19 protein-coding genes and 1 pseudogene are annotated in these 21,123 nt (G+C 62.7%); 15 read left to right on the top strand and 5 right to left on the bottom strand.

All coding sequences use genetic code 11. The annotated features are described in order from the left end of the window. Positions 1-60: 60 nt before the first annotated feature. From O3301_RS06380 to O3301_RS06370, 3 genes are all read right to left on the bottom strand, one after another. Positions 61-450: a methylglyoxal synthase gene (locus tag O3301_RS06380; RefSeq protein WP_034786684.1), complete on the bottom strand. Its 390-nt coding sequence runs from the start codon at positions 448-450 to the stop codon at positions 61-63. A gap of 29 nt (positions 451-479) precedes the next feature. Beyond that, positions 480-1,400: a DMT family transporter gene (locus O3301_RS06375; RefSeq protein WP_289917050.1), complete on the bottom strand. Its 921-nt coding sequence runs from the start codon at positions 1,398-1,400 to the stop codon at positions 480-482. A gap of 83 nt (positions 1,401-1,483) precedes the next feature. Next, positions 1,484-3,955, bottom strand: coding sequence for an alkaline phosphatase (locus O3301_RS06370; RefSeq protein WP_305055918.1), 2,472 nt, complete (start codon positions 3,953-3,955; stop codon positions 1,484-1,486). Between the two features lie 155 nt (positions 3,956-4,110). Here O3301_RS06370 and O3301_RS06365 point away from each other — a divergent pair, with 155 nt between their 5' ends. The 11 genes from O3301_RS06365 (at position 4,111) to O3301_RS06315 (ending at position 13,673) form a co-directional block, all read left to right on the top strand. Beyond that, complete coding sequence (locus O3301_RS06365; protein ID WP_077408206.1) at positions 4,111-4,836, top strand: YebC/PmpR family DNA-binding transcriptional regulator; 726 nt, start codon at positions 4,111-4,113, stop codon at positions 4,834-4,836. 164 nt (positions 4,837-5,000) lie between these two features. Next, positions 5,001-6,269: a phosphoribosylamine--glycine ligase gene (purD, locus tag O3301_RS06360; RefSeq protein WP_305055917.1), complete on the top strand. Its 1,269-nt coding sequence runs from the start codon at positions 5,001-5,003 to the stop codon at positions 6,267-6,269. Between the two features lie 125 nt (positions 6,270-6,394). Further along, a complete protein-coding gene (locus O3301_RS06355; RefSeq protein WP_305055916.1) occupies positions 6,395-7,189 on the top strand; it encodes a hypothetical protein in 795 nt (264 codons plus the stop codon). Between the two features lie 103 nt (positions 7,190-7,292). Next, positions 7,293-8,207 carry an oxygen-dependent coproporphyrinogen oxidase gene (gene hemF, locus O3301_RS06350; protein WP_305055915.1) on the top strand — a complete coding sequence of 305 codons (915 nt, stop codon included), beginning with the start codon at positions 7,293-7,295 and terminating at the stop codon, positions 8,205-8,207. Continuing rightward, positions 8,204-8,875: a nicotinate (nicotinamide) nucleotide adenylyltransferase gene (gene nadD, locus O3301_RS06345; RefSeq protein WP_305055914.1), complete on the top strand. Its 672-nt coding sequence runs from the start codon at positions 8,204-8,206 to the stop codon at positions 8,873-8,875. The genes hemF and nadD overlap by 4 nt, the downstream gene beginning before the upstream one ends. Then, positions 8,876-9,565 carry a ribosome silencing factor gene (gene rsfS / locus O3301_RS06340; protein ID WP_305055913.1) on the top strand — a complete coding sequence of 230 codons (690 nt, stop codon included), beginning with the start codon at positions 8,876-8,878 and terminating at the stop codon, positions 9,563-9,565. A gap of 6 nt (positions 9,566-9,571) precedes the next feature. Further along, the gene (rlmH, locus tag O3301_RS06335; protein WP_034747108.1) at positions 9,572-10,042 is read left to right on the top strand and encodes a 23S rRNA (pseudouridine(1915)-N(3))-methyltransferase RlmH; all 471 of its coding nucleotides are present in this window, start codon (positions 9,572-9,574) and stop codon (positions 10,040-10,042) included. 8 nt (positions 10,043-10,050) lie between these two features. Beyond that, on the top strand, positions 10,051-10,671 hold the full coding sequence (locus O3301_RS06330; protein ID WP_305055912.1) for a nucleoside triphosphate pyrophosphatase: 621 nt from the start codon (positions 10,051-10,053) through the stop codon (positions 10,669-10,671). Between the two features lie 41 nt (positions 10,672-10,712). Further along, complete coding sequence (rng, locus tag O3301_RS06325; protein ID WP_099666686.1) at positions 10,713-12,176, top strand: ribonuclease G; 1,464 nt, start codon at positions 10,713-10,715, stop codon at positions 12,174-12,176. A gap of 2 nt (positions 12,177-12,178) precedes the next feature. Further along, a complete protein-coding gene (locus tag O3301_RS06320; RefSeq protein ID WP_305055911.1) occupies positions 12,179-12,967 on the top strand; it encodes an AraC family transcriptional regulator in 789 nt (262 codons plus the stop codon). Positions 12,968-13,046: 79 nt separating this feature from the next. Further along, on the top strand, positions 13,047-13,673 hold the full coding sequence (locus tag O3301_RS06315) for a LysE family translocator (RefSeq protein ID WP_305055910.1): 627 nt from the start codon (positions 13,047-13,049) through the stop codon (positions 13,671-13,673). Here O3301_RS06315 and O3301_RS06310 read toward each other — a convergent pair. Both O3301_RS06310 and O3301_RS06305 read right to left on the bottom strand, forming a co-directional pair. Continuing rightward, positions 13,649-14,188 carry a hypothetical protein gene (locus O3301_RS06310; RefSeq protein ID WP_305055909.1) on the bottom strand — a complete coding sequence of 180 codons (540 nt, stop codon included), beginning with the start codon at positions 14,186-14,188 and terminating at the stop codon, positions 13,649-13,651. The two genes, O3301_RS06315 and O3301_RS06310, sit on opposite strands and share 25 nt — an antisense overlap. Positions 14,189-14,261: 73 nt before the next feature. Then, complete coding sequence (locus tag O3301_RS06305) at positions 14,262-15,287, bottom strand: LacI family DNA-binding transcriptional regulator (protein WP_099666682.1); 1,026 nt, start codon at positions 15,285-15,287, stop codon at positions 14,262-14,264. Between the two features lie 207 nt (positions 15,288-15,494). Between O3301_RS06305 and O3301_RS06300 the strand changes: the two are divergent. The 4 genes and pseudogenes from O3301_RS06300 to O3301_RS06285 form a co-directional block, all read left to right on the top strand. After that, positions 15,495-16,733: pseudogene (locus O3301_RS06300) on the top strand (malic enzyme-like NAD(P)-binding protein); the annotation flags it as partial. A gap of 251 nt (positions 16,734-16,984) precedes the next feature. Beyond that, the gene (locus O3301_RS06295; protein ID WP_305055908.1) at positions 16,985-18,196 is read left to right on the top strand and encodes an O-antigen ligase; all 1,212 of its coding nucleotides are present in this window, start codon (positions 16,985-16,987) and stop codon (positions 18,194-18,196) included. Positions 18,197-18,247: 51 nt separating this feature from the next. Continuing rightward, positions 18,248-19,981, top strand: a complete 1,734-nt coding sequence (msbA, locus tag O3301_RS06290; RefSeq protein WP_289917069.1) for a lipid A export permease/ATP-binding protein MsbA — start codon at positions 18,248-18,250, stop codon at positions 19,979-19,981. A 35-nt stretch (positions 19,982-20,016) separates the two neighbouring features. Further along, entirely contained in the window at positions 20,017-21,117 is a 1,101-nt protein-coding gene (locus tag O3301_RS06285; RefSeq protein WP_289917072.1) for a glycosyltransferase family 9 protein, read from the top strand. Positions 21,118-21,123: the final 6 nt, after the last annotated feature.

Below are 21,123 nucleotides of genomic sequence, written 5' to 3'. Positions count from 1 at the left end.
TGGCTTTGGTGGTAATCGTTGCGCTCACAATATGCTCCTTGAAGAAGAATCGGGAAAACGTCAGGCGGCAGCGCTGGCCCGCGCCTGCAATTGCGACAGCACCAGGTGCGCCGACGACAGATTGGTCGCGCACGCCACGTTGTGCACGTCGCAGGCGCGCACCAGGGCATTGATGTCCGGCTCATGCGGCTGCGGCGTCATCGGGTCGCGCAGGAAGATCACGCAATCGATCAAGCCTTCCACCAGCAGCGAGCCGATCTGCAAGTCGCCGCCGAACGGGCCGGAATGCTTGCGCTCGACCGCCAGGCCCAGCTCATTGATCAGGCGGCCGCCCGTGGTGCCCGTGGCCGACAGTTCACAACCCTTCAAAAAGTCCAGGTATTCGCCCGCCAGGGTAATCATGTCATCTTTTTTCTTGTCGTGGGCAATCAGGGCGATGCGTGTTTTCATGGTGGGGACATTTTCAGTGGGTGGAGGAATTATTTCTTTTTCGACAGCAAGTAAATGCCGGCCAATACCAGGCTGGTGCCAGCCAGTTGCCAGTTGGTGATCGGTTCATCGAGGATCATGGCGCCCAGGAACAGGGTCGACACGGGCCCTATCATGCCGGCCTGCGAAGCGACGGGTGCGCCGATGCGCTCGACGGCGATCATCGTCATGAAGACGGGCATCACCGTGCAAAAGATGCCATTGAGCAAAGACAAGCCGTACACGGGCATGGGTTGGATCAGCAGCTCGACGGGGCGCAGGATGAAGAATTGGGCGATGCAGGCAAAGCTGGCCACGCACATGGCATAGCTGACGAGGCGCATCGAGCCGATGCGTTTCACCAGCTCGCCCGAACCGAGCAGGTACACGGCGTAGGCACAGGCCGAGCCCAGCACCAGGGTCGAGCCCAGCGCCACATTGCTGGCGCCGCCCTGCAAGTCGTGCACGAACACCAGCACGATACCGCAGTAGGAGGTGAACAGGGCCAGCCACTGCAGGCGGCTGATGCGCTGCTTGAAGTACACGGTGGTAATCAGGAGCACGAAAGTAGGCGTAAGGAACAGGATCAGGCGCTCCAGGCCCACGGAAATGTATTGCAGGCCCAGGAAATCCAGATAGCTGGACAGGTAGTAGCCGACGAGGCCCAGCCCGACGAGGCGCCAACGGTCGCTGTTTGACAGCGGCGGCTCCGTGCGCATCTTCCAGCAAGCGATGACGGCGAACACGGGCAGCGAAAAGATCATCCTGAAGGCGATCAGGGTGACGGCGTCGATCTGGTAGCGGTACAGCAGCTTGGCGACGATGGCCTTGGTGGAAAACAGTACCGCCCCGCCTACGGCGATGGCCAGGCCACCGAGGTAGACGGAACGGGGAATCGATGAAGGGGATGCTTGCGGGGAACTGGAGCTCATGCCCAGATTGTAAGGCAAAAGCCGGGGCCAGACCCGGCGGGACTCGGCGTCCCCGTCTGGCCCCGAATAAAACCGGCGGCGGATTAAGAGACCACCACCGCCGCCGCACCTGCCGTCACCGTCGCCGTCGTCACGCGCGCAATCACGTTCGACGGCGCCGCCGTACCGACCAGTTTATTCACCTGCTTGAACTGCGCCACCAGCTTGCCCGGCGTCAAGGTGACCACCGTGTAACCCTGCGCATCCGTGTTCAAATGCTTGATCCATGGGTTGTTGCCCAGGCCGGATAATTGCTGCGCCAGGCCCAGCAAGGTTACACTGAAGTCAGTGCTCGCTTTCAAGCCAGCCTGCACGGCAGCGACAGTCGCGTCCAGCTGGGCTTCCGGCACACCCTTGGCAGCCAGGGCGCCGCGCAATTGCACGCGCAATTGCTCCAGCAGGCTGTCGACGGTGGGCGCCGCCTTGCCCATGGTGTAGTCGAGCAGGTTGATGTCGAGATTGACCGTGCCCAGGCCCGTGACAGGAATGGCCAGCGGATAGCTGACGAGGGTACCGATATCGCCCATGCTGCCGGCGGCCGACTTCAGGTAGCTGAAGAAGGAATCGGAGCTGACGCCAGCCGACACCAGGTCCACCATGACGGGCGTGCCGCCGCCGGCCGCGTCGAAATCGTCGCTGACCGTGCCCGCAAAAAACGAGTGGATATCGCCCGTGATGGCCACCACGTTGCCGATGGCATTGGTTTTCAGGTGCGCCATCAGGTTCTTGCGCTCGCTGTTGTAGCCATCCCATTGGTCGCAATTGAGCAGGAAGCGCGTGAAGAATGGCGTCAGCGCGGCTTGCTGGCCGGAAGCGGCGACAAAGCTCGATGCGGCGCCCTTGGCCTGTACGTCGGGCTTGATCCAGCCGAAGGCGATCACTTGCGCGGCGGCGGCCGGCGAGCCGCTGTTGTAGGCAGCCACCGTGATGCCGGCCTGGGCCGCGCTCAAACCGGCGCCCACGGCAGCGGCGCCCTGCGCGCCGGCGTTCGCTGCGGCGCCGGCAATCGCCATGGCGGCGGCCTGCGCCACGCTTGACGATGCGCCTGCCGTCGAAGCGGCCACGATGGCGGACGCCAGCGGCACGCTGCCGCCCACCAATGGCAGGGTGCTGGCGATGGCTTTGCCCACGTTGGCCATGGCGCCTAGGGCCAGCAAGGTGGCGATCGCATCCGTGCCATTCAAGCCCATGCGCAGCAACGACACTTCATTGCCCCACAGCTTCCAGGTCGCCGTGGCAGCCTTCATCTTGCCCTTCCACCAGTCGCGCTGCGTGCTGCCCAGCATGCCCACTGCCGCCAGCGGATCGGCGCCGGCCTTGGTGGCGGCCGCCATTTTCTGCCCTTCCACGCTGTCGAACAGCGCTTGCGGCACCAGGTAGCGGCTGCCGATGCTGCCCAGCGGCTTGCCCGTGGCGGGATTGATGGTCGACTCGGCGATCGCATGGTCGGCACGGTACAGGCGCTCGTCCGTCATCACCAGCTGCATCAGTTTGCCGAACTGGAAATCGCGGTAAATCTGAATATTCTGGAAGGTCGTCGCGGCCGCGTCGAACGTGACGTCGGCCGGCATGTATTCGAACCAGGCCTGGTTGGCGCTGCGGCGGCGGGCCGGCTGGTGCAAATCGCTGCCGTCGGTCGCCACGATGCCTTCATAGGTGGACGCATCCTGCCAGGCGTCGTCCGTGAATTCGTGGTCATCCCAGATGGCGATGAAGGCAAAACGCTCGTGCACGGCTTGCAGACGCGCATCGGTGCGGTATTTCTTGTACAGGTAGCGGTAATCGGCCACGGTGGTCGCGTATTTGGCGTCGGACGTGCCGCTTTTATACGTGCCGTCAGGCAATTTCAGCTGGTCGTGGCGGCTTTCCACGGCGCCGCTCTGGAAGGCCTCGCCCACCGTTTCATAGATGTAATCACCCAGGTGGACGATAAAATCGAGCGATTCGTTGGCGGCGATGTGCGACAGCGCCCCCCAGTGGTTGATGCTCCAGTCCTGGCACGTCAGGTAAGCAAATTGCAGCTGGGCAACGTCACTGGTCGCGGCGGGCGCCGTCTTGAAGCGGCCCACGTTCGAGCGCACGTCGCCGGCGATGAATTGGTAAAAATACACCTGACCCGGCTGCAAGCCCGTCACCTTGTGGCGCACGGTATTGTCGAAATCGGCTTTCAGCGGCAATTTCGCATCGACGATGGGCGTGCCGGCCAGGGCCGTATTGCCGCCCAGGGCGGCCGTATTGTCGCTGGCGCTGACGATCAGGCGCACGGCAACCTCTTCCTTGCCGGCCACGGCGGGCGCGACGGCGTCGAAACTGGCTGGCACGACGCGCGTCCACAACATGGCGCTGTCGGCGCGCGGGTCGCCCGAAGCCACGCTTTGCGGGAATTTCCAGTCGCTGCCCGAGGCCAGCGGCACGCCAGGATCGCTGTAATCGGTGCTGCCGCAGGCGGCGAGGCCGACAGTGGCCACGGAGACGGTAATAAAGCCGCCCAATTTCAGAAATTGCCGCCTGTCCATTTGACTTGCCATGATGTCGCGCCCTCGATATGGTGAAAGCGCGTCACTTTAGCAACAGATTGTGTCATCCTGATGACGGGGCCGCGCCGCTTCGCAGGGGGCCGATATGCTAAAATGTCGGCCACAATTGAACACCCGTCTAAGGAAGATTCGACATGGCAGGACATAGCAAATGGGCCAATATCAAGCATAAAAAGGCTGCCACCGATGCCAAGCGCGGCAAAATCTGGACGCGCCTGATCAAGGAAATCACGGTCGCGGCCCGCATGGGCGGCGCCGACGCCATCACCAATCCGCGCCTGCGCCTGGCCGTCGACAAGGCCGCCGATGCGAACATGCCAAAAGACAACGTCCAGCGCGCGATCAACCGCGGCAGCGGCGGCGTCGATGGCGCCAACTATGAAGAAGTGCGCTACGAAGGCTACGGCGTGGGCGGCGCAGCCGTCATCGTCGAATGCATGACCGACAACAAGGTACGCACGGTGGCTGAAGTGCGCAACGCCTTCAACAAGAACGGCGGCAACATGGGCAACGAAGGCTCGGTCGCCTTCATGTTCCAGCACTGCGGCCAGTTGCTGTTCGCGCCGGGCACCGATGAAGACAAGCTGATGGAAGCGGCCCTGGAAGCGGGCGCCGACGACGTCATCGCCGATGAAGAAGGCGGCTTCGAAGTGGTCACTCCCGTGCATGATTTCGCCGCCGTCAAGGAAGCGCTGGAAGCGGCCGGCTTCAAGGCCGAAGTGGCCGAAGTCATCATGAAGCCGGCGACGGAAACCGTCTACACGGGCGACGACGCCATCAAGATGCAAAAGCTGATCGATGCGCTGGAGCTGCTGGACGACGTCCAGGAAGTATTTACGAACGCCCTGATCGAAAACTAGGCACGGGGTAAAAAAGTCCATGGCGGCGTTGCATGGCCTCGCCGTACTAGCCGCACTGTCTTCGGCCATGCGCCTTGCCCTGAACATTTTTACCGCGTGCCAGGCAATATGTTAAACAAGGGCGGCACTGCCGCCCTGCAACCCACACTGAACGAACGGTTCCTATGAAAATTCTGGTAGTCGGCTCTGGCGGCCGCGAACACGCCCTGGCCTGGAAACTGGCCCAGTCCGAACGCATACAGATGGTGTATGTTGCGCCGGGCAACGGCGGCACCGCGCGCGATGCGCGCCTGGTCAATCTCGACATCAGCGACCCGCAATTGCTGGCCGACTTCGTTCAGCAGGAACACATCGGCCTGACCGTCGTCGGTCCGGAAGTGCCGCTGGCAGCGGGCATCGTCAACCTGTTCCGCTCGCGCGGCCTGAAAATCTTCGGCCCCACGAAAGAAGCGGCGCAGCTGGAATCGTCGAAAGACTTCGCCAAGGCCTTCATGCAGCGCCACGGCATCCCGACGGCCGCCTACCAGACGTTTTCCGACGTCGCTCCCGCGCACGCCTATGTCGACGCCGTGGGCGCGCCGATCGTCATCAAGGCCGACGGCCTGGCCGCCGGCAAGGGCGTCGTCGTTGCCATGACCCTGGAAGAAGCGCATCAGGCGGTCGACATGATGCTGTCCGATAACCAGTTCGGCGACGCCGGCGCGCGCATCGTCATCGAGGAATTCCTCGCCGGCGAAGAAGCGAGCTTCATCGTCATGTGCGATGGCAAAAACATCCTGCCGCTGGCCACCAGCCAGGACCACAAACGCCTGAAAGACCATGACCAGGGCCCGAACACGGGCGGCATGGGCGCGTATTCGCCGGCACCCATCGTCACGCCGGCCATGCATGCGCGCGTCATGCGCGAAATCATCGTGCCGACCATCCAGGGCATGGCCAAGGACGGCATCACGTTCACGGGCTTCCTGTATGCGGGCCTAATGATCGACGACAAAGGCACGCCGAAGACCCTGGAATTCAACTGCCGCATGGGCGACCCGGAAACGCAGCCCATCATGGCGCGCCTGAAGACCGACCTGGTGACCGTCATGGAGCACGCCGTCAACGGTACGCTCGACGCCGTGGAACTGGAATGGGACCGCCGCACGGCCGTTGGCGTGGTGATGGCCGCCGCCGGCTACCCGGACGATCCCGTCAAGGGCACCTCCATCGGCGACATCCCGGCCGAAACGCATGATTCCGTCACCTTCCATGCGGGCACCCGCATCGAGGGCGAGCGCCTGGTGACCAACGGCGGCCGCGTGCTGTGCGTGGTGGGCCTGGGCGACAGCATCAAGATGGCGCAGAAACAAGCGTATGAAACCGTGGAAAAAATCCATTTCGACGGCGCGCAGTACCGCCGCGACATCGGCTGGCGCGGCCTGAAGCACTAAGCACGCCACAGGCGGCAAACGGCAGGGCCGGCGCGGAATGCATCCGCCCCGGCCCTGTTTTGATTGGCGCGCCGGGAAAACGGACCTTGCGCTAAGATTTTTCCTTTCAGACAAAGTTGCAGCCCATGACCAGCCACGTCCATCCCGCCCTCGCTCAGGTACGCCAACTCCGCCTGATCACGGACAATGAACTCGACGACGCCATCGCCGAACTGGAAATCCTCGCCCTGGACGAGGAAGACGACGTCGACATGCCACGACTGGCCGCCGGCGCAGGTCCCGCCGAGGCCCTGGCATGGCTGCTGCGCACTGACCTGCTGCCACAGGACGACTTCCTGCGGCGCGTACAGGATCTGCCGCGCCGGCATGGCGGCGAAGCCCTGCTCGAGCGCCAGCAACTGGCCGCCGACGCGCTAAAGCTGGTCAACGGCCAGGCCATCGACACCCTGTACGACGAAGACCTGATCAACCAGTGGCAGCGCGATGCCGCCCACGCCAGCTTGCCGGAGAAGCGCCTGCTCGCCTCGCCGATTGACGCACTGCGCGAGATGCTCCGGCAAGGCACCTTGACGGCGCAGCAATTCGAGCTACTGCGCACGCGCCAGCACGGCTCGGAGCTGGGCCGCATCATCGTCGATGGCGCCGCGCGCCAGGCCCGCCGGGAACGCCCCGCCTATGCGCGCCCGGGAACGTGGGTGATGGCCGCGCTGCTGGTTCTGGTACTGGCCTTTGCCGGCCGCGCCATCGTCTCCTGGCAGGCACCCTCCCCCGCCGCAGCCCCCGTCACCGGGCAGGGCGTCGAGCGGCCCGACTTGCAGCAGCGCGCCGTGCACGCCGTGGAAAGCGCGCGCCTGCCCGGCGCCGGCGCGGACCTGTCCATCACGGTGGTGCAGGACGATGCCACGCCACCGGCACGCTGATCCACAACACAAACGCACAGCGCAAGCGCCGCCCTATCACAAAAACGCGTAACAGGGTACAATCCGTCCTTACTTTTTTATTTCGGCCTCGTCGGCCCACGCGATGTCGTCAACTCCCTCTCCTTCGGCCGTCAAGGCCTATTTGCTCGATTTGCAAAGCCGTATCGTGCAGGCGCTCGAAGCGCAGGACGGCAAGCCCTTCCTGACCGATGCCTGGCAGCGCCCCGAGGGCGGCGGCGGCATTTCGCGGCTGATCGAGGAAGGCAATGTGTTCGAGCGTGGCGGCGTGAATTTTTCGCACGTCACCGGCGCCACATTGCCGCCATCGGCAGCGGCCGCGCGCCCTGAACTCGGTGGCAAGGCGTGGGAAGCGATGGGCGTGTCGCTGGTGCTGCATCCGCGTAATCCGTATGCGCCCACGGTGCACATGAATGTGCGTTTCTTCACCACCGTGAATGCCGATGGCGAACCCGTATGGTGGTTCGGCGGCGGCATGGACCTGACGCCGTATTATGGCGACGCAGGCGACGTGAAGCACTTTCACCAGGTGTGCCATGATGCGCTGGCGCCGTTTGGCGAGGAACTGCATCCGAAGTTCAAGCAGTGGTGCGACGATTACTTCTACCTGAAGCACCGGCGCGAAGCGCGCGGCGCGGGTGGTATTTTCTTCGACGACTTCAATGCCCTGGGCTTTGACGACAGTTTCGCCATGATGCGCAGCGCCGGCGACGCCTTCATCGACGCCTATGTGCCGATCCTGGCGCGCCGCAAGGACACGCCCTACGGCGAACGCGAACGCGACTTCCAGTGCTACCGGCGCGGACGCTATGTCGAGTTCAACCTGGTGTTCGACCGCGGTACGCTGTTTGGCCTGCAGTCGGGCGGACGCACCGAGGCGATCCTGATGTCGATGCCGCCCGTGGTCAAGTGGCGCTACGACTGGCACCCGGAAGCGGGCAGTCCCGAAGCGGCGTTGTATACTGACTTCCTCGTGCATCGCGACTGGCTGCAGGCGTGAACCCAGGTAGCAGGGCATGCGTGGCGCTGCTCGGTGGCAGCTACGATCCGGTGCATATGGGCCATGTCGCGCTGGGCACGCATTTTTCCAGCCTGCTGCACGCCGATGAACTGCGCGTGATTCCGGCAGGCGCGCCCTGGCAAAAAAGCAAGCTGGGCGCCACGGGCCAGCAGCGCGCCGAAATGGCCGGCCTGGCGTTTGCCGGCCTGCCCCTGCCGGTCGTGATCGACCGCCAGGAAATCGCGCGCAGCGAACATGGCCAGGCCAGCTACACCATCGATACCTTGCGCCAGGTACGCGCCGAGCTGGGCCCGCGCGCTTCCATCGTTTTCCTGATGGGCGCCGACCAGCTGCAGCGGCTCGCGACATGGCGCGAATGGCAGCAATTATTTGAATACGCGCATATCTGCGTCGCGGCCCGCCCCGGCTTCGCGCTGAATGACACCGCAGTGCCGCAAGTGGTCGCCGACGAATTTTCGCGCCGCCTGGGGTCACTGGAAAGCATCCGCAACACGCCGCACGGTCTGACTTATCTGGCACAGGACTTCGCGGTGGATATCTCCGCCACCGAAATACGTGCGGCATTACAACGGGGGAATCGGGCAAACCCGCTTGTTTCCCCGCTAGTGCTAGACTATATTGAACAACATAATTTATACAAAAGCTAAATGGACATCAAAAAACTGCAAACCCTCGTCGTTGACGCCCTTGAAGACGTCAAAGGCCAAGACATCGCCGTCTTCGAAACGAGTCACCTGACCAGCCTGTTCGACCGCATCGCGATCGTTTCCGGTACCTCGAACCGTCAAACCAAGGCGCTGGCCGCCTCGGTGCGCAACAAGGTCAAGGATGCCGGCGGCGACATCATCGGCATGGAAGGCGAGGACACCGGTGAATGGGTGCTGGTCGATCTGGGCGACATGATCGTCCACATCATGCAAGCGCCTATCCGCGCCTACTACCGCCTGGAAGAAATCTGGGGCGATACCCCGGTCAAGCTGGGTGCCGCCAAGCGCGCGCCGAAAAAAGCGGCCGGCGACGAACCGAAAAAGGTCAGCGGCCATCTGGCAGCAAGCAAAGCCAATGTGGAAGCGACGCCCGTGATCGAGAAAAAGGCGCCTGCCAAGAAAGCTGCGGCAACCACCGCCGCCAAGAAAGCCCCGGCGAAAAAAGCCACTGCTTCCAAAGCCGTCGGCAAGACCGTGAAAGTCGCGCCAACCAAGACCGAAGCTGCCGCAGTGAAAGCGCTGAAAGCGCTGCCGGAGAAAAAAGTGCGCGCCCCACGCGCGGCCAAGCCGGCAACCGATGCTGCACCGGCAAAAACCGTGATCAAGCGTATCAAAAAAGTCGAAGCGTAAGCCTCGATGCAGCTCATCATCGCTGCGGTCGGCCATAAAATGCCGGCCTGGATAGAGACGGGCTTCGCGGAATACGCGAAGCGCATGCCGCCGGAATTGCGCATCGTGCTGAAAGAAATCAAGCCGGTGGAGCGTTCTGGCAGCAAGACCGCAGCCACGGCGATGGCGCTGGAACGCGAACGCATCGAAGCCGTCCTGCCCAAGGGCGTGCGCATCATCGCCCTCGACGAACGCGGCAAGGACCTGACCAGCGTCGGCCTGTCGCAGCAGCTGATGGCGTGGCAGCAGGATGGCCGCGACACGGCCTTCCTGATCGGCGGCGCCGACGGCCTCGATCCGCAACTCAAGGCACGTGCCGAAGGCATGCTGCGCATTTCCAGCATGACCCTGCCGCACGGCGTGGTGCGCGTGATCCTCGCCGAGCAGCTGTACCGCGCCTGGTCGATCACGCAAAACCACCCCTACCACCGCGTCTGAACTCCCCCATGAAACCGGCCGATAACAAGATCTATCTCGCCTCCAAAAGCCCGCGCCGGCGCGAACTGCTGCGCCAGATCGGCGTCGATTTCGAGTTGCTGCTGCTGCGCAGCGACGGCCCGCGCGGCGCCGACGTCACCGAGGAAGTCTTCCCCGGCGAGTCGGCGCTCGACTATGTGGCCCGCGTGGCGAATGAAAAAGCCGCCTTCGCCTGGGACCTGGTACGCCGCCGCCACCTGACCCCGCGCCCCGTGCTGGCGGCCGATACCACCGTCACCATCGACGGGGTCATCCTCGGCAAGCCGGCAGACCGGGCCGAGGCCGTGGCCATGCTGCAGCAGCTGTCTGGCCGCACGCACGAGGTACTCACCTCGATCGCCGTGCACTACAAGGATTTCGCCGAGCAGCGCACGCAGATCTCGCAAGTGCGCTTCGGCGTGCTGTCGCCCGCCTCGATTGCCGCGTATTGCGCCACGCCGGAACCGTACGACAAGGCCGGCGGCTATGGCATCCAGGGCAGCGCCGCGCTGTTCGTCGAGCACATCGAAGGCAGCCATTCCGGCATCATGGGCCTGCCCCTGTACGAAACTGCACAGTTGCTACGACTGGCAGGTTTGCCCCTGCCCTGATCGGGTATGATGTCATTCGTTGCCTCCACTCCCGCGCCTCCATGAACGAAGACATCCTGATCAATATCACGCCGCAAGAAACGCGCGTCGCCCTCATCCTGCAGGGCGCCGTGCAGGAATTGCACATCGAGCGCACGCTCACGCGCGGCCTGGCCGGCAATGTGTATTCCGGCAAAGTGGTGCGCGTATTGCCGGGCATGCAGTCGGCCTTCATCGACATCGGCCTGGAACGGGCCGCCTTCCTCCACGTGGCCGACATCTGGGAAGCGCGCGGCCACGACGGCCAGAACGCCACGCCGGCGCCCATCGAGAAAATCCTGTTTGACGGCCAGGTACTGACGGTACAGGTAATCAAGGACCCGATCGGCACCAAGGGCGCGCGCCTGTCGACGCAGATTTCCATCGCCGGGCGCATGCTGGTGTACCTGCCGCAGGACAAGCACATCGGCATCTCGCAGAAGATCGAGAAGGAAGCGGAGCGCGAGCAGCTGCGCGTGCGCCTGCAAAGCCTGCTGCCCACCGATGAAAAGGGCGGCTACATCGTGCGCACCATGGCTGAAGACGCGTCCGACGCGGACTTGAAGGCGGACGTCGACTACTTGAGAAAAACCTGGAGCACGATCACGCACGGTGCGCGCACGCGTCCCGCCACCAGCCTGCTGCACCAGGACTTGAGCCTGGCGCAACGCGTGCTGCGCGACTTCGTCGGCGATGAAACGGCCACCATCCAGGTCGATTCACGCGAAAACTACGTGAAATTGCGCGAATTCGCGGAAATCTACACGCCCAGCGAACTGACGCGTTTGCAGCACTACACGGGCGAGCGCCCCCTGTTCGACCTGTACGGCGTGGAAGAAGAGATCCTGCGCGCCCTGGGCCGCCGGGTCGACCTGAAATCGGGCGGCTACCTGATCGTCGACCAGACGGAAGCGATGACCACCATCGACGTCAACACGGGCGGCTTCGTCGGCGGACGCAATTTTGCCGACACGATTTTCAAGACCAACCTGGAAGCGGCGCACGCCATCGCGCGCCAGCTGCGCCTGCGCAACCTAGGCGGCATCATCATCCTCGACTTCATCGACATGGATAATGCCGAGCACCGTAACGCCGTGCTGGCCGAACTGAAACGCACCCTGTCGCGCGACCGCACCAAGGTCTCGGTGAGCAATTTCTCGCCGCTGGGCCTGGTGGAAATGACGCGCAAGCGCACGCGCGAATCGCTGGCCCATATCCTGTGCGAACCATGCCCCGCCTGCGCGGGCAAGGGACAAGTGAAAACCTCGCGCACGATCTGCTATGAAATCCTGCGCGAACTGCTGCGCGAAGCAAAGCAGTTCAACCCGCGCGAATTCCGCATCCTCGCCTCGCAGGAAGTCGTGGATTTATTTCTCGAGGAAGAATCGCAGCACCTGGCCATGCTCGGTGATTTCATCGGCAAGAAAATTTCGCTGCAGGTGGAGAATGCCTACCACCAGGAGCAGTACGACGTGATCCTGATGTAGTCATGCCGGGCACCACCGCCTTCTGGCGCGACCCGTCTCTCCCTCACGTGGAGAGCCGGCGCGCCTGCCACAGCCGGGCTTGCTACAAGCCCCACAGCCATCCCACGTTTTCCATCGGCGCCGTCGACTCTGGCGGCAGCATCTTCACGGGCAGCAAAGACGGCAAGGTCGCACTCGGCAATGGCAGCCTGGTGCTGGTGCCGGCCGGCTGCGTACACGCCTGCAATCCCCTGCCTGACGCCCTGTGGAGCTACCAGATGCTGCATCTCGATGCGCACTGGCTGCAGGCACACGCGCCGGCGCTCGATGGCGATACGGCGGCGGTGTTGCAGTGCCCGCTGCTGTACGCGCAGTTTTGCGCCATGAATACGCTGCTGTTTTCAACGGTCAGCGCGGTGGAGAAAAATGCGGCGCTGCTGGCGTTTCTGGTCGCCTGCACCAGCGCCTGTGCGGATCTGCTGCCTTCGGAACGCAAGCCGCTGCCGCAGCAGCTGGCGCCCGTGCTCGCAACGCTGCAGGCGCTGCCCTCGGCCAGCCTGCGGCAACTGGCGGAGGCAGCAAGCCTGAGCCCGTATCAATTGATCCGCGCCTTTCGCGCCGCCACGGGCCTGACGCCGCATGCCTACCAGCTGAATATGCACGTCAACCGCGCGCGCAGTCGCTTGCAGGCCGGGACGGCGTTGGCGCAACTGGCGCATGAACTGGGCTTTGCCGACCAGAGCCACCTGCAGCGCGTGTTCAAGGCGTATGCGGGCATCACGCCGGGGCGCTATCGGGGCCAGGGCAGCTAGAACGCCTGCAATTTTCTTCAATACAGGCTGTCGCCAGCCCCGGCATACTCGCGCATCGCCATTGCCGGAGCCAAACTCCATGCAGGATTTTCTCCTCATCGCCGCCGCCCACTTTCTTTCCCTGCTGTCGCCCGGTCCCGATTTTTTCCTGATCGCGCGCACCTCGCTGGCCCACGGCTGGCGCGGCGCCGCCGGCACGTGCGTGGGCATTACCGTGGCCAATGCGGTGTTTATCGTGGCGGCGTTTGCGGGACTATCGGTGCTGCGGGCGGGCAGCACGGCATTCATGCTGGTGCGGCTGGCGGGATGCGCCTATCTGCTGTACCTGGGCTGGCTGTTCCTGCGCCATGCGGGCAAGAGCAGCCTGGAGGCAAAGCCCGCCACCGGCAAGGCGCGCTGGCGCGGCGGTGTCGCGATGGGGTTTGTCTCCGCCATCCTGAACCCGAAGAATGCGCTGTTCTATGTCAGCCTGGCCACCGTGCTGGCCGCCAGGCAGACGAGTCCCATTGCGATGGTGGCGTATGGCGCGTGGATGGTCTTTGCCGTGCTGGCGTGGGATATGGCGGTGGCGCTGGCCATCGGCAGCGCCGCCCTGCGGCAGCGCTTTGCGCGCGCGCTGCCGTCGCTGGAACGGCTATCGGGCGTGGTGCTGATCGTGCTGGCGCTGGTGCTGCTGGCGGATCAGGCTGGCAGCGGATCCAGGTAAAACACGGCATACACTTTCAAGGGCGTGGTTTCCGTCGCCTTTTCCGAGCGCACGACGGAGCAGTCGTCGGCGGCCAGGCTGCGCCAGTTCTGGATGCCCGCCTTGGCGAACATGGCGTGCGCGGCGGCATTCGCGGCCAGATCCAGCACCAGGCAGGCGTTACGCGGGCCGGCGCCGTAGTTGACAGCGCGAATTTCAATGCCGAAGGTCGTCATCCACGGCTCCCACAAGCCTTTTTCCTTGCCGGCGGCCATGCGCTCCAGCATTTCGCCAAAGCTCAAGCCTTTCTTGACGGTGCTGCGCAGGGCTTCCAGCGACGGCGCCAGGCGGGGATCGGGCTGCTTGTTGCCGGCGCGGATCTCGGCGATCGCCTTCAATTCCTTGATGATGGCCGCATCGCGCTCCGTGTAATCGCGCATGCGCGCGTAAAACTCGGCATCGAGGAAGGGATTGACAGTCAGCTTGGCGACGCCCTCTTCGCGGCGTTTCGGGGAAGGCGTGTTGGTTTTGGTCATGGCGATAGAGGGGCAAAATACGTTGAGGGGCGCCAGTGTACCACCTTGCAGCGGCGCGGCCCCAGGCGCGGCCTCAGCCCCGGGGAGCGGCCGTCGATTCGCGCACCACCAGCTCGGGTTTCAGGCGCACGTCGAGCACGGCGGAGTCGGGCGAATCGATGGTTTGCAGGATCAGCCGGGCCGCTTCCGTGCCGATGCCGTGGTGGCGGATGCGGATGGTAGTCAGGGGCGGGCGGATCATGTCCATGTAGGGCATGTCGTTGTGCCCCACCACGGAAATATCTTCAGGGCAGCTCAAGCCCAGTTCGCGGATGGCGTCGTAGCAGCCGAGGGCCACCAGGTCGCTGCCCGTCACCACGGCCGTCGTCCGCGGCGATTGGCGCAGCAGCTCCAGCAGGGCTGCCTTGCCGCATTCGCGCGAATAGCCGCTGCTTTCAAACACGAACGCTTGCGAGGGATCGAGTTCGCTGGCCTGGATGGCGGCCAGGAAACCGAGGCGGCGCACGTGGCCCGTGGACAGGTTTTCCGGGCCGGCAATATGCGCGATATGCCGGTGGCCCAGCGCCAGCAAGTGTTCCACGGCCAGACGCATGCCGACCACGTCGTCGCTGACGACGCAGGAAGCGACGCCCGTCTCGTCGCTGCGGTTGACGGTCACCACCGGCACATTCTGGTCGATGCACATCTTGATGACGGGATCGTCGCGCCGTGCGGTAGCCAAAATCAGGCCATCGACCTGCTGCCCCAGCAGGCGGTTGATGACGAACAGCTGCTCTTCCTCGTCGGCGCCGACATTGGCGACGATGGCCAGGTAGCCATGCTTGCGCAAGCCTTCCTCGATGCCCAGAAGAATCGGCGGAAAAACCGCGTTGGTAATGTCGGGCAAAACCACGCCGATGATGCGCGACTTGCGCGTGACGAGGGTGGAGGCGGCGCGGTTCGGCCGGTAACCGAGCCGGCCTGCTTCGGCCAGCACGCGCGCGGCCACCTCGGCGCTGACCATTTGCCGCGTTGCCGGGTTCATCACGCGTGAAACGGTGGAAAAGTGCACGCCACTGGCCCGCGCGACGTCGCTTAAGGTGGGGTTCTTGTTTGTCATGGGCTTCCCGGATCGCAATACCGTGATTTTATCGTAAAAATTCCCCATTCCGTCAAAAACCGAGCAAACGCTTGCATTGAGATAAAGCCATTTCCCAAAGCGGTTTTGACACTCTTAAGTACAATCCAGCCTTGACAGCGTGCAAACGCTTGCATAACATGGCTCGGATTGACCACTCGGGCCCTGTATGCCCTTCCCAGAATTCCTATGTCTACTTCGCACAGCAAGCACGCCGAACAGAACGGCGAAACCTTCAACCTGAAAGAAGCCGCCCTCGCCTATCACGCCGAACCTCGCGCAGGCAAGATTTCCGTCACGCCAACCAAACCGCTGGGCGACGCCCGCGCGCTGACCCTGGCGTACTCGCCGGGCGTGGCCTTCGCCTGCGAAGCGATCGTGGAAGATCCGCGCACGGCCGGCACCTACACGTCGCGCAGCAACCTGGTGGCCGTGATCACCAACGGCACGGCCGTGCTGGGCCTGGGCGATATCGGTCCGCTGGCCAGCAAGCCGGTGATGGAAGGCAAGGCTTGCCTGTTCAAGCAATTTGCCGACGTCGACGTGTTCGACATCGAACTGGCCGAGAACGATCCCGACCTGTTCATCGACACCGTGGTGCGCATGGAGCCGACCTTCGGCGGCATCAACCTGGAAGACATCAAGGCGCCGGATTGCTTCTATATCGAACAGCAATTGCGCAAGCGCATGAACATTCCCGTCTTCCACGACGACCAGCATGGCACGGCCATCATCGTCGCGGCCGGCATCCTGAACGGCCTGGAACTGGTGGGCAAGGATATCGGCAACGTGAAAGTGGCCGTCTCGGGCGCTGGCGCGGCCTCGATCGCCTGCCTGGACTTGCTCGTCTCGCTGGGCCTGAATAAATCGCTGCTGAAAGTGTGCGACAGCCAGGGCGTGATCTACCCGGGCCGCGATGCCAATATGGAAGAGAACAAGGCGCGCTACGCGAACGACACCAGCGACCGCGACCTGGCCGACGCCATGGTTGGCGCCGACATTTTCATCGGCGTCTCGAAGGGCGGCGTGGTGAGCGCGCAGATGGTCGAATCGATGGCCGCCAAGCCGCTGATCTTTGCCCTGGCCAATCCGCATCCGGAAATTGCCCCGGAAAAAGTGCATGCCGTGCGCGACGACGCCATCGTGGCCACGGGCCGTTCGGACTACCCGAACCAGATCAACAACGTGCTGTGCTTCCCGTACATCTTCCGTGGCGCGCTCGACGTGGGCGCCACCACCATCAATGAAGAGATGAAGCTGGCCTGCGTGCGCGCCATCGCCGCGCTGGCCAAGGAACCATTGCCGGGCCATAGCACCAGCGCCCTGACGCCGCTGCAACTGATTCCATCGCCGTTCGACGAGCGCCTGCGCAGCTGGGTCGCGCCTGCCGTGTCGCAAGCGGCCATCGCCACCGGCGTGGCCACCCGCGTGCCAGCCACCGCCTGAAACGCATGACCGGCCTTGCGGCCTTGGCAAAATAACAGCAAGTTACCATTGCTTACAAAAAAACCATGGCTGAAAACCATGGTTTTTTTCATTTCCCCCTTGAGATCGCCCGTGCAGTTATCAAAGAGTAAAATTCCAGGGACGTTTTTGTTGCCACCTTCGATTACAATGACGCCTACTTTATGTTGCTACAGTTGCCATAATGGCGACGACGTGCGTTACCAAGGATATTCATGCTCGGCCTGACCTCTGTTTGTGTTTTTCTCTTTTCGGCATTAGCGCTGGCTGTCACCAGCGGATATTCATTCGGAGCCCTGGCCCTTCTGCTCGCGAGCACCTGCCTGCTATGGAAACGTCCCCGCCTGAACTTGCAACGCCAGGATTATCTGCTGCTGAGCACCCTGTTGCTATATTTCTGTGTTTTCACTGCCAACATGCTGTACCACGCAGATCCGGCGCGAGAACTCGACATGCCCTTGCGGGCACTGCTGGCCGTACCTGTCCTGCTGCTGCTGCTGGCATATCCGCCCCGGGCAGAGGCCTGGTGGGCAGGTGTAGCCATCGGTGCGGTTGCAGGCACAATATTAGCAATTTGGCAATTTTTTATGCAGGATATGCCACGTCCTCTTGCAGCAACCAGTAACGCGATTCATTATGGCAATATCAGCATCTTGCTTGGTATGTTGGCCATGTGCGGGCTCGACTGGGCCAGCACGCAACCTCACCGCTGGTTATGGAGAGCCGTCTTGCTGTTGGGCTGTTTGGCAGGCATCGTCGGTTCCATCATCAGCGGCAGTCGCGGTGGTTGGATCGCCTTGCCCGTCTGCCTGATTTTCTTGGTTATACACCACAGCAAGAAGCATGGAAAACGCTATCTGGTCATTGGGCTACTGGCCCTGGCGGGCCTTTCCATCGTGGCCTACGTTTTTCCACATTCGACGATCAAAGAACGTATTACCCTCGGCATTTCCAACCTGCACACATTTGAGGATCGTGGTGAAGTCAATACCTCCATCGGGCAAAGGATCGAAATGTGGCGCACCGCGATCGACATGTCCCAGCAACACCCCTGGACAGGCCTGGGCCGCAACGGGTATATGGAACAAAAATCGATGCTGGTGGCTGAAGGCAAAGCGAACATTTCCATACGCAGGCATACCAATGCCCACAACGACTACCTCGATGCCTTGGTCAAGCGCGGCATTATTGGTGTCCTGGCCTTGCTGGCGCTCTTCCTCGTTCCGTTGTCCCTGTTTGCCCGCGCCCTGCGCCACAGTGCCCCTGGAGCTCAGCCATATGCGCTGGCAGGCGTGGTACTGTGCACCTGCTACATGATTTTTGGTCTGACGACGAGCTCGCTCACCCTGAATATCGGCATCATCATGCTGGTCTTCCCGATGGTGATGCTATGGGCCATGCTGCGCCAGCAGGAACGCACTGCCTGAGCTCGTTTTTCGCCTGACCGTTTTTGCTGTCCCCTGCAAGGAACCATACCGATGCTCACGCCCGACCTGAAGCGTCTCACTGCGCTGCACGCGCCCTACAAGAAACACCTGGCCCTGGCCTTGCTGGCGATGGTCGTCACGGCGGCCACGGAACCGCTGCTGCCATATGCGCTCAAGCTGCTGCTCGACAATGGCTTTGGCGGCAAGGTGAATTTTTCCTTCTGGCTGGTACCGCTGATCGTCATCGGCATCTTTGCCATGCGCGGCGCGTCGACGTTCGCCAGCAGCTACCTGATGAGCTATGTCTCCACGCGCATCCTCAACGAGTTGCGGCGCCGGATGTTTGCCAGCATGCTCAACTTGCCCATCGACTTCTACAACACACACACGGTGGGCAAGGTCATCAACTCCATCATGTTTGAGGTGCAGCAGATCATCGAGATGGTGACCAAGGTGTTTACCTCGATCGTGCGCTCCTCGCTGACCGTGCTGGGCCTGCTGGCGTGGCTGCTGTACCTGAACTGGGTGCTGACCCTCGTGACCCTGGTGCTGCTGCCCCTGCTGACCATCGTCGTGCGCACCACGGGCAAGCGCCTGAAAAAACTCAACCGCGACTCGCTGGCCGTCAATGCCGAGCTGACCCAGGTCATCGAGGAAACCACGCGCGCCCAGCAAGTGATCAAGATCTTCGGTGGTCAGGACTACGAAAAAGCGCGCTTCGAAGAGCGTGCCGAGCAATTGCGCCGCTACAGCATGCGCATGACCACGACCTTTTCCGCCACCGTGCCCATCACCCAGGTGATCACGGCAGCCGCCGTGGCCCTGGTCATCGTGATGGCCCTGTTCCAGTCGGAGCAGGGGCAGATCACGGTCGGCGGCTTCGTATCCTTCATCACGGCCATGTTGATGCTGCTGACACCGTTGAAACAGCTGGCCGAGGTGAATGGTCCCTTGCAGCGCGGCATGGCCGCCGCCGAGGAAGTCTTCCAGCTGATCGACAAGACGCCGGAACGCACGGGTGGCACGCCGCTCGCCGGCCGCAGCAAAGGTCGCATCGAATTCAAGGACGTGAGCTTTGCCTACCCCGGACATCAGGAGCCGGCTCTGCGGCACATCGACCTGAGCATTGCGCCAGGACAAACGGTCGCCTTTGTCGGCATGTCCGGCGGCGGCAAATCGACCCTGGTCAGCCTGCTGCCCGGTTTTTATTCGGCCAGCAGTGGCGAGATCTTGCTCGATGGGCAGAATATCGATGCCATCGCCCTGACCAGCCTGCGCAGCCAGATCGCCATGGTCAGCCAGCAGGTGGTGCTGTTCGACGATACCCTGGCCGCGAATATCGCATATGGCGATGCAACGCCGGACCGGCAGCGCATCGAAGCGGCCGCCGCCGCCGCCTTCCTGTCGGACGTCATCGACGGCTTGCCCGATGGCCTGGAAACGCGCCTGGGCGACAATGGCTCGCGCCTGTCCGGCGGCCAGCGCCAGCGCGTGGCCATCGCCCGCGCCATCTACAAGGATGCGCCCATCCTGATCCTCGATGAAGCCACCTCGGCACTGGATACGGAGGCGGAACGGGCCGTGCAAGCGGCACTGGAACACCTGATGCAAGGAAAAACCACCTTAGTTATTGCTCATAGGCTATCAACAATTGAACGTGCGGACCGTATCGTGGTATTGTCACATGGGAAAATAATGGAAACCGGCAGTCACCAGCAATTATTGGATGCCAACGGCGCGTATGCCAATCTGCATCGCCTGCAGTTTTCCCAGCAAGTGGTTTGACACCATCGACCGAATACCTGAAATCGTACTGATACATGACGCCTTTGATTCCCGCCGAACTTCTACAAAAGTCGGACAAAATTCTTTTCATCGCCCATCTGGCGCTGGGAGACTTTACCTACCTGCAAAACGGTTTCCGCGCCTTTGCCGCGGCCTATCCCCATATCCAGATCCACCTGTGGGTCGATGAAGTCCGCCGCACGTCCGACTCCAGGCAATGGGAAGGCTTGCGCACCTATTCGCTGTACGACTGGGTGGAACAATCGGGCCTGTTCGCCAAGGTGTACCGCAAGACCTACAGCCCGGCGCTGTACGAAGAGTCACTGCGCGAAGCCCAGGCGGAACACTATCCTGTCGTCGTGTCGCTGGCCCACGTGCGGCCACAGCAGTATGCGGACCTTGCCCGCGCGATCAGCCCGCACGGGCTGGTGATCGGCACGCGCAAACCGTTCAGTCCGCTGCGCCCCTGGCATTACCTGGCCTACCGCAAGATCGATGCCGTGCTGGCCTCGTATGCGGGACAGGATGCGGGCGAGCACCATATAAGCAGCGTATATGCGGACTGGTTCCGTCAATTGACGGGCCTCGACATTCCCGAGGCCGAGCGCTATCCCTTCGTGCACATTCCCGAGCACGCACTGCAGCAGGCGCAGGAGCAGCTGGCCGCCTGGGGCTTTGCCCCGCGCCAGGGGCCGCTGGTGCTATTGAATCCGTTTGCCAAGTCGCACAAGCGCGGCTGGCCGCTGGAGCGCATCGCCGAACTGATCGCGCGCATGCAGGCGATGCCAAAGTGGGCAAATGCCTGTTTCCTGATCAATGCCATGCCGCAGGAACTGGCCAAGGTGAATGCCGTCGTGCAGGCGCATGGCTTGCCGCGTACGCAAGCCTTCAGCGCCGTCGACAACTTTTTCCAGCTGCCGGCCATGCTGGCGCAATGCGACCTGATTATTTCGGTGGAAACGTCGATCATGCACCTGGCGAACGCCGTGCATGTACCCGTGGTGGCGCTGATGCGCAAGAAGAATCCGGAATGGGCGCCGTTCGACAGCGCCAACAGCACCGTCATCACGGTGGCCCGGCGCAGCGACTGGGTCAAGGCGATTTCGGTCGATCAGGTATTGCAGACCATCGCCTAGACAACG

The sequence above is a fragment of the Janthinobacterium sp. SUN211 genome (assembly GCF_030587315.1).
GTDB classification, from domain to species: Bacteria; Pseudomonadota; Gammaproteobacteria; order Burkholderiales; family Burkholderiaceae_D; genus Janthinobacterium; species Janthinobacterium kumbetense.
The sequence above is the reverse complement of the archived record's forward strand: the minus strand, read 5'-3'. Positions and strand labels throughout refer to the sequence as shown.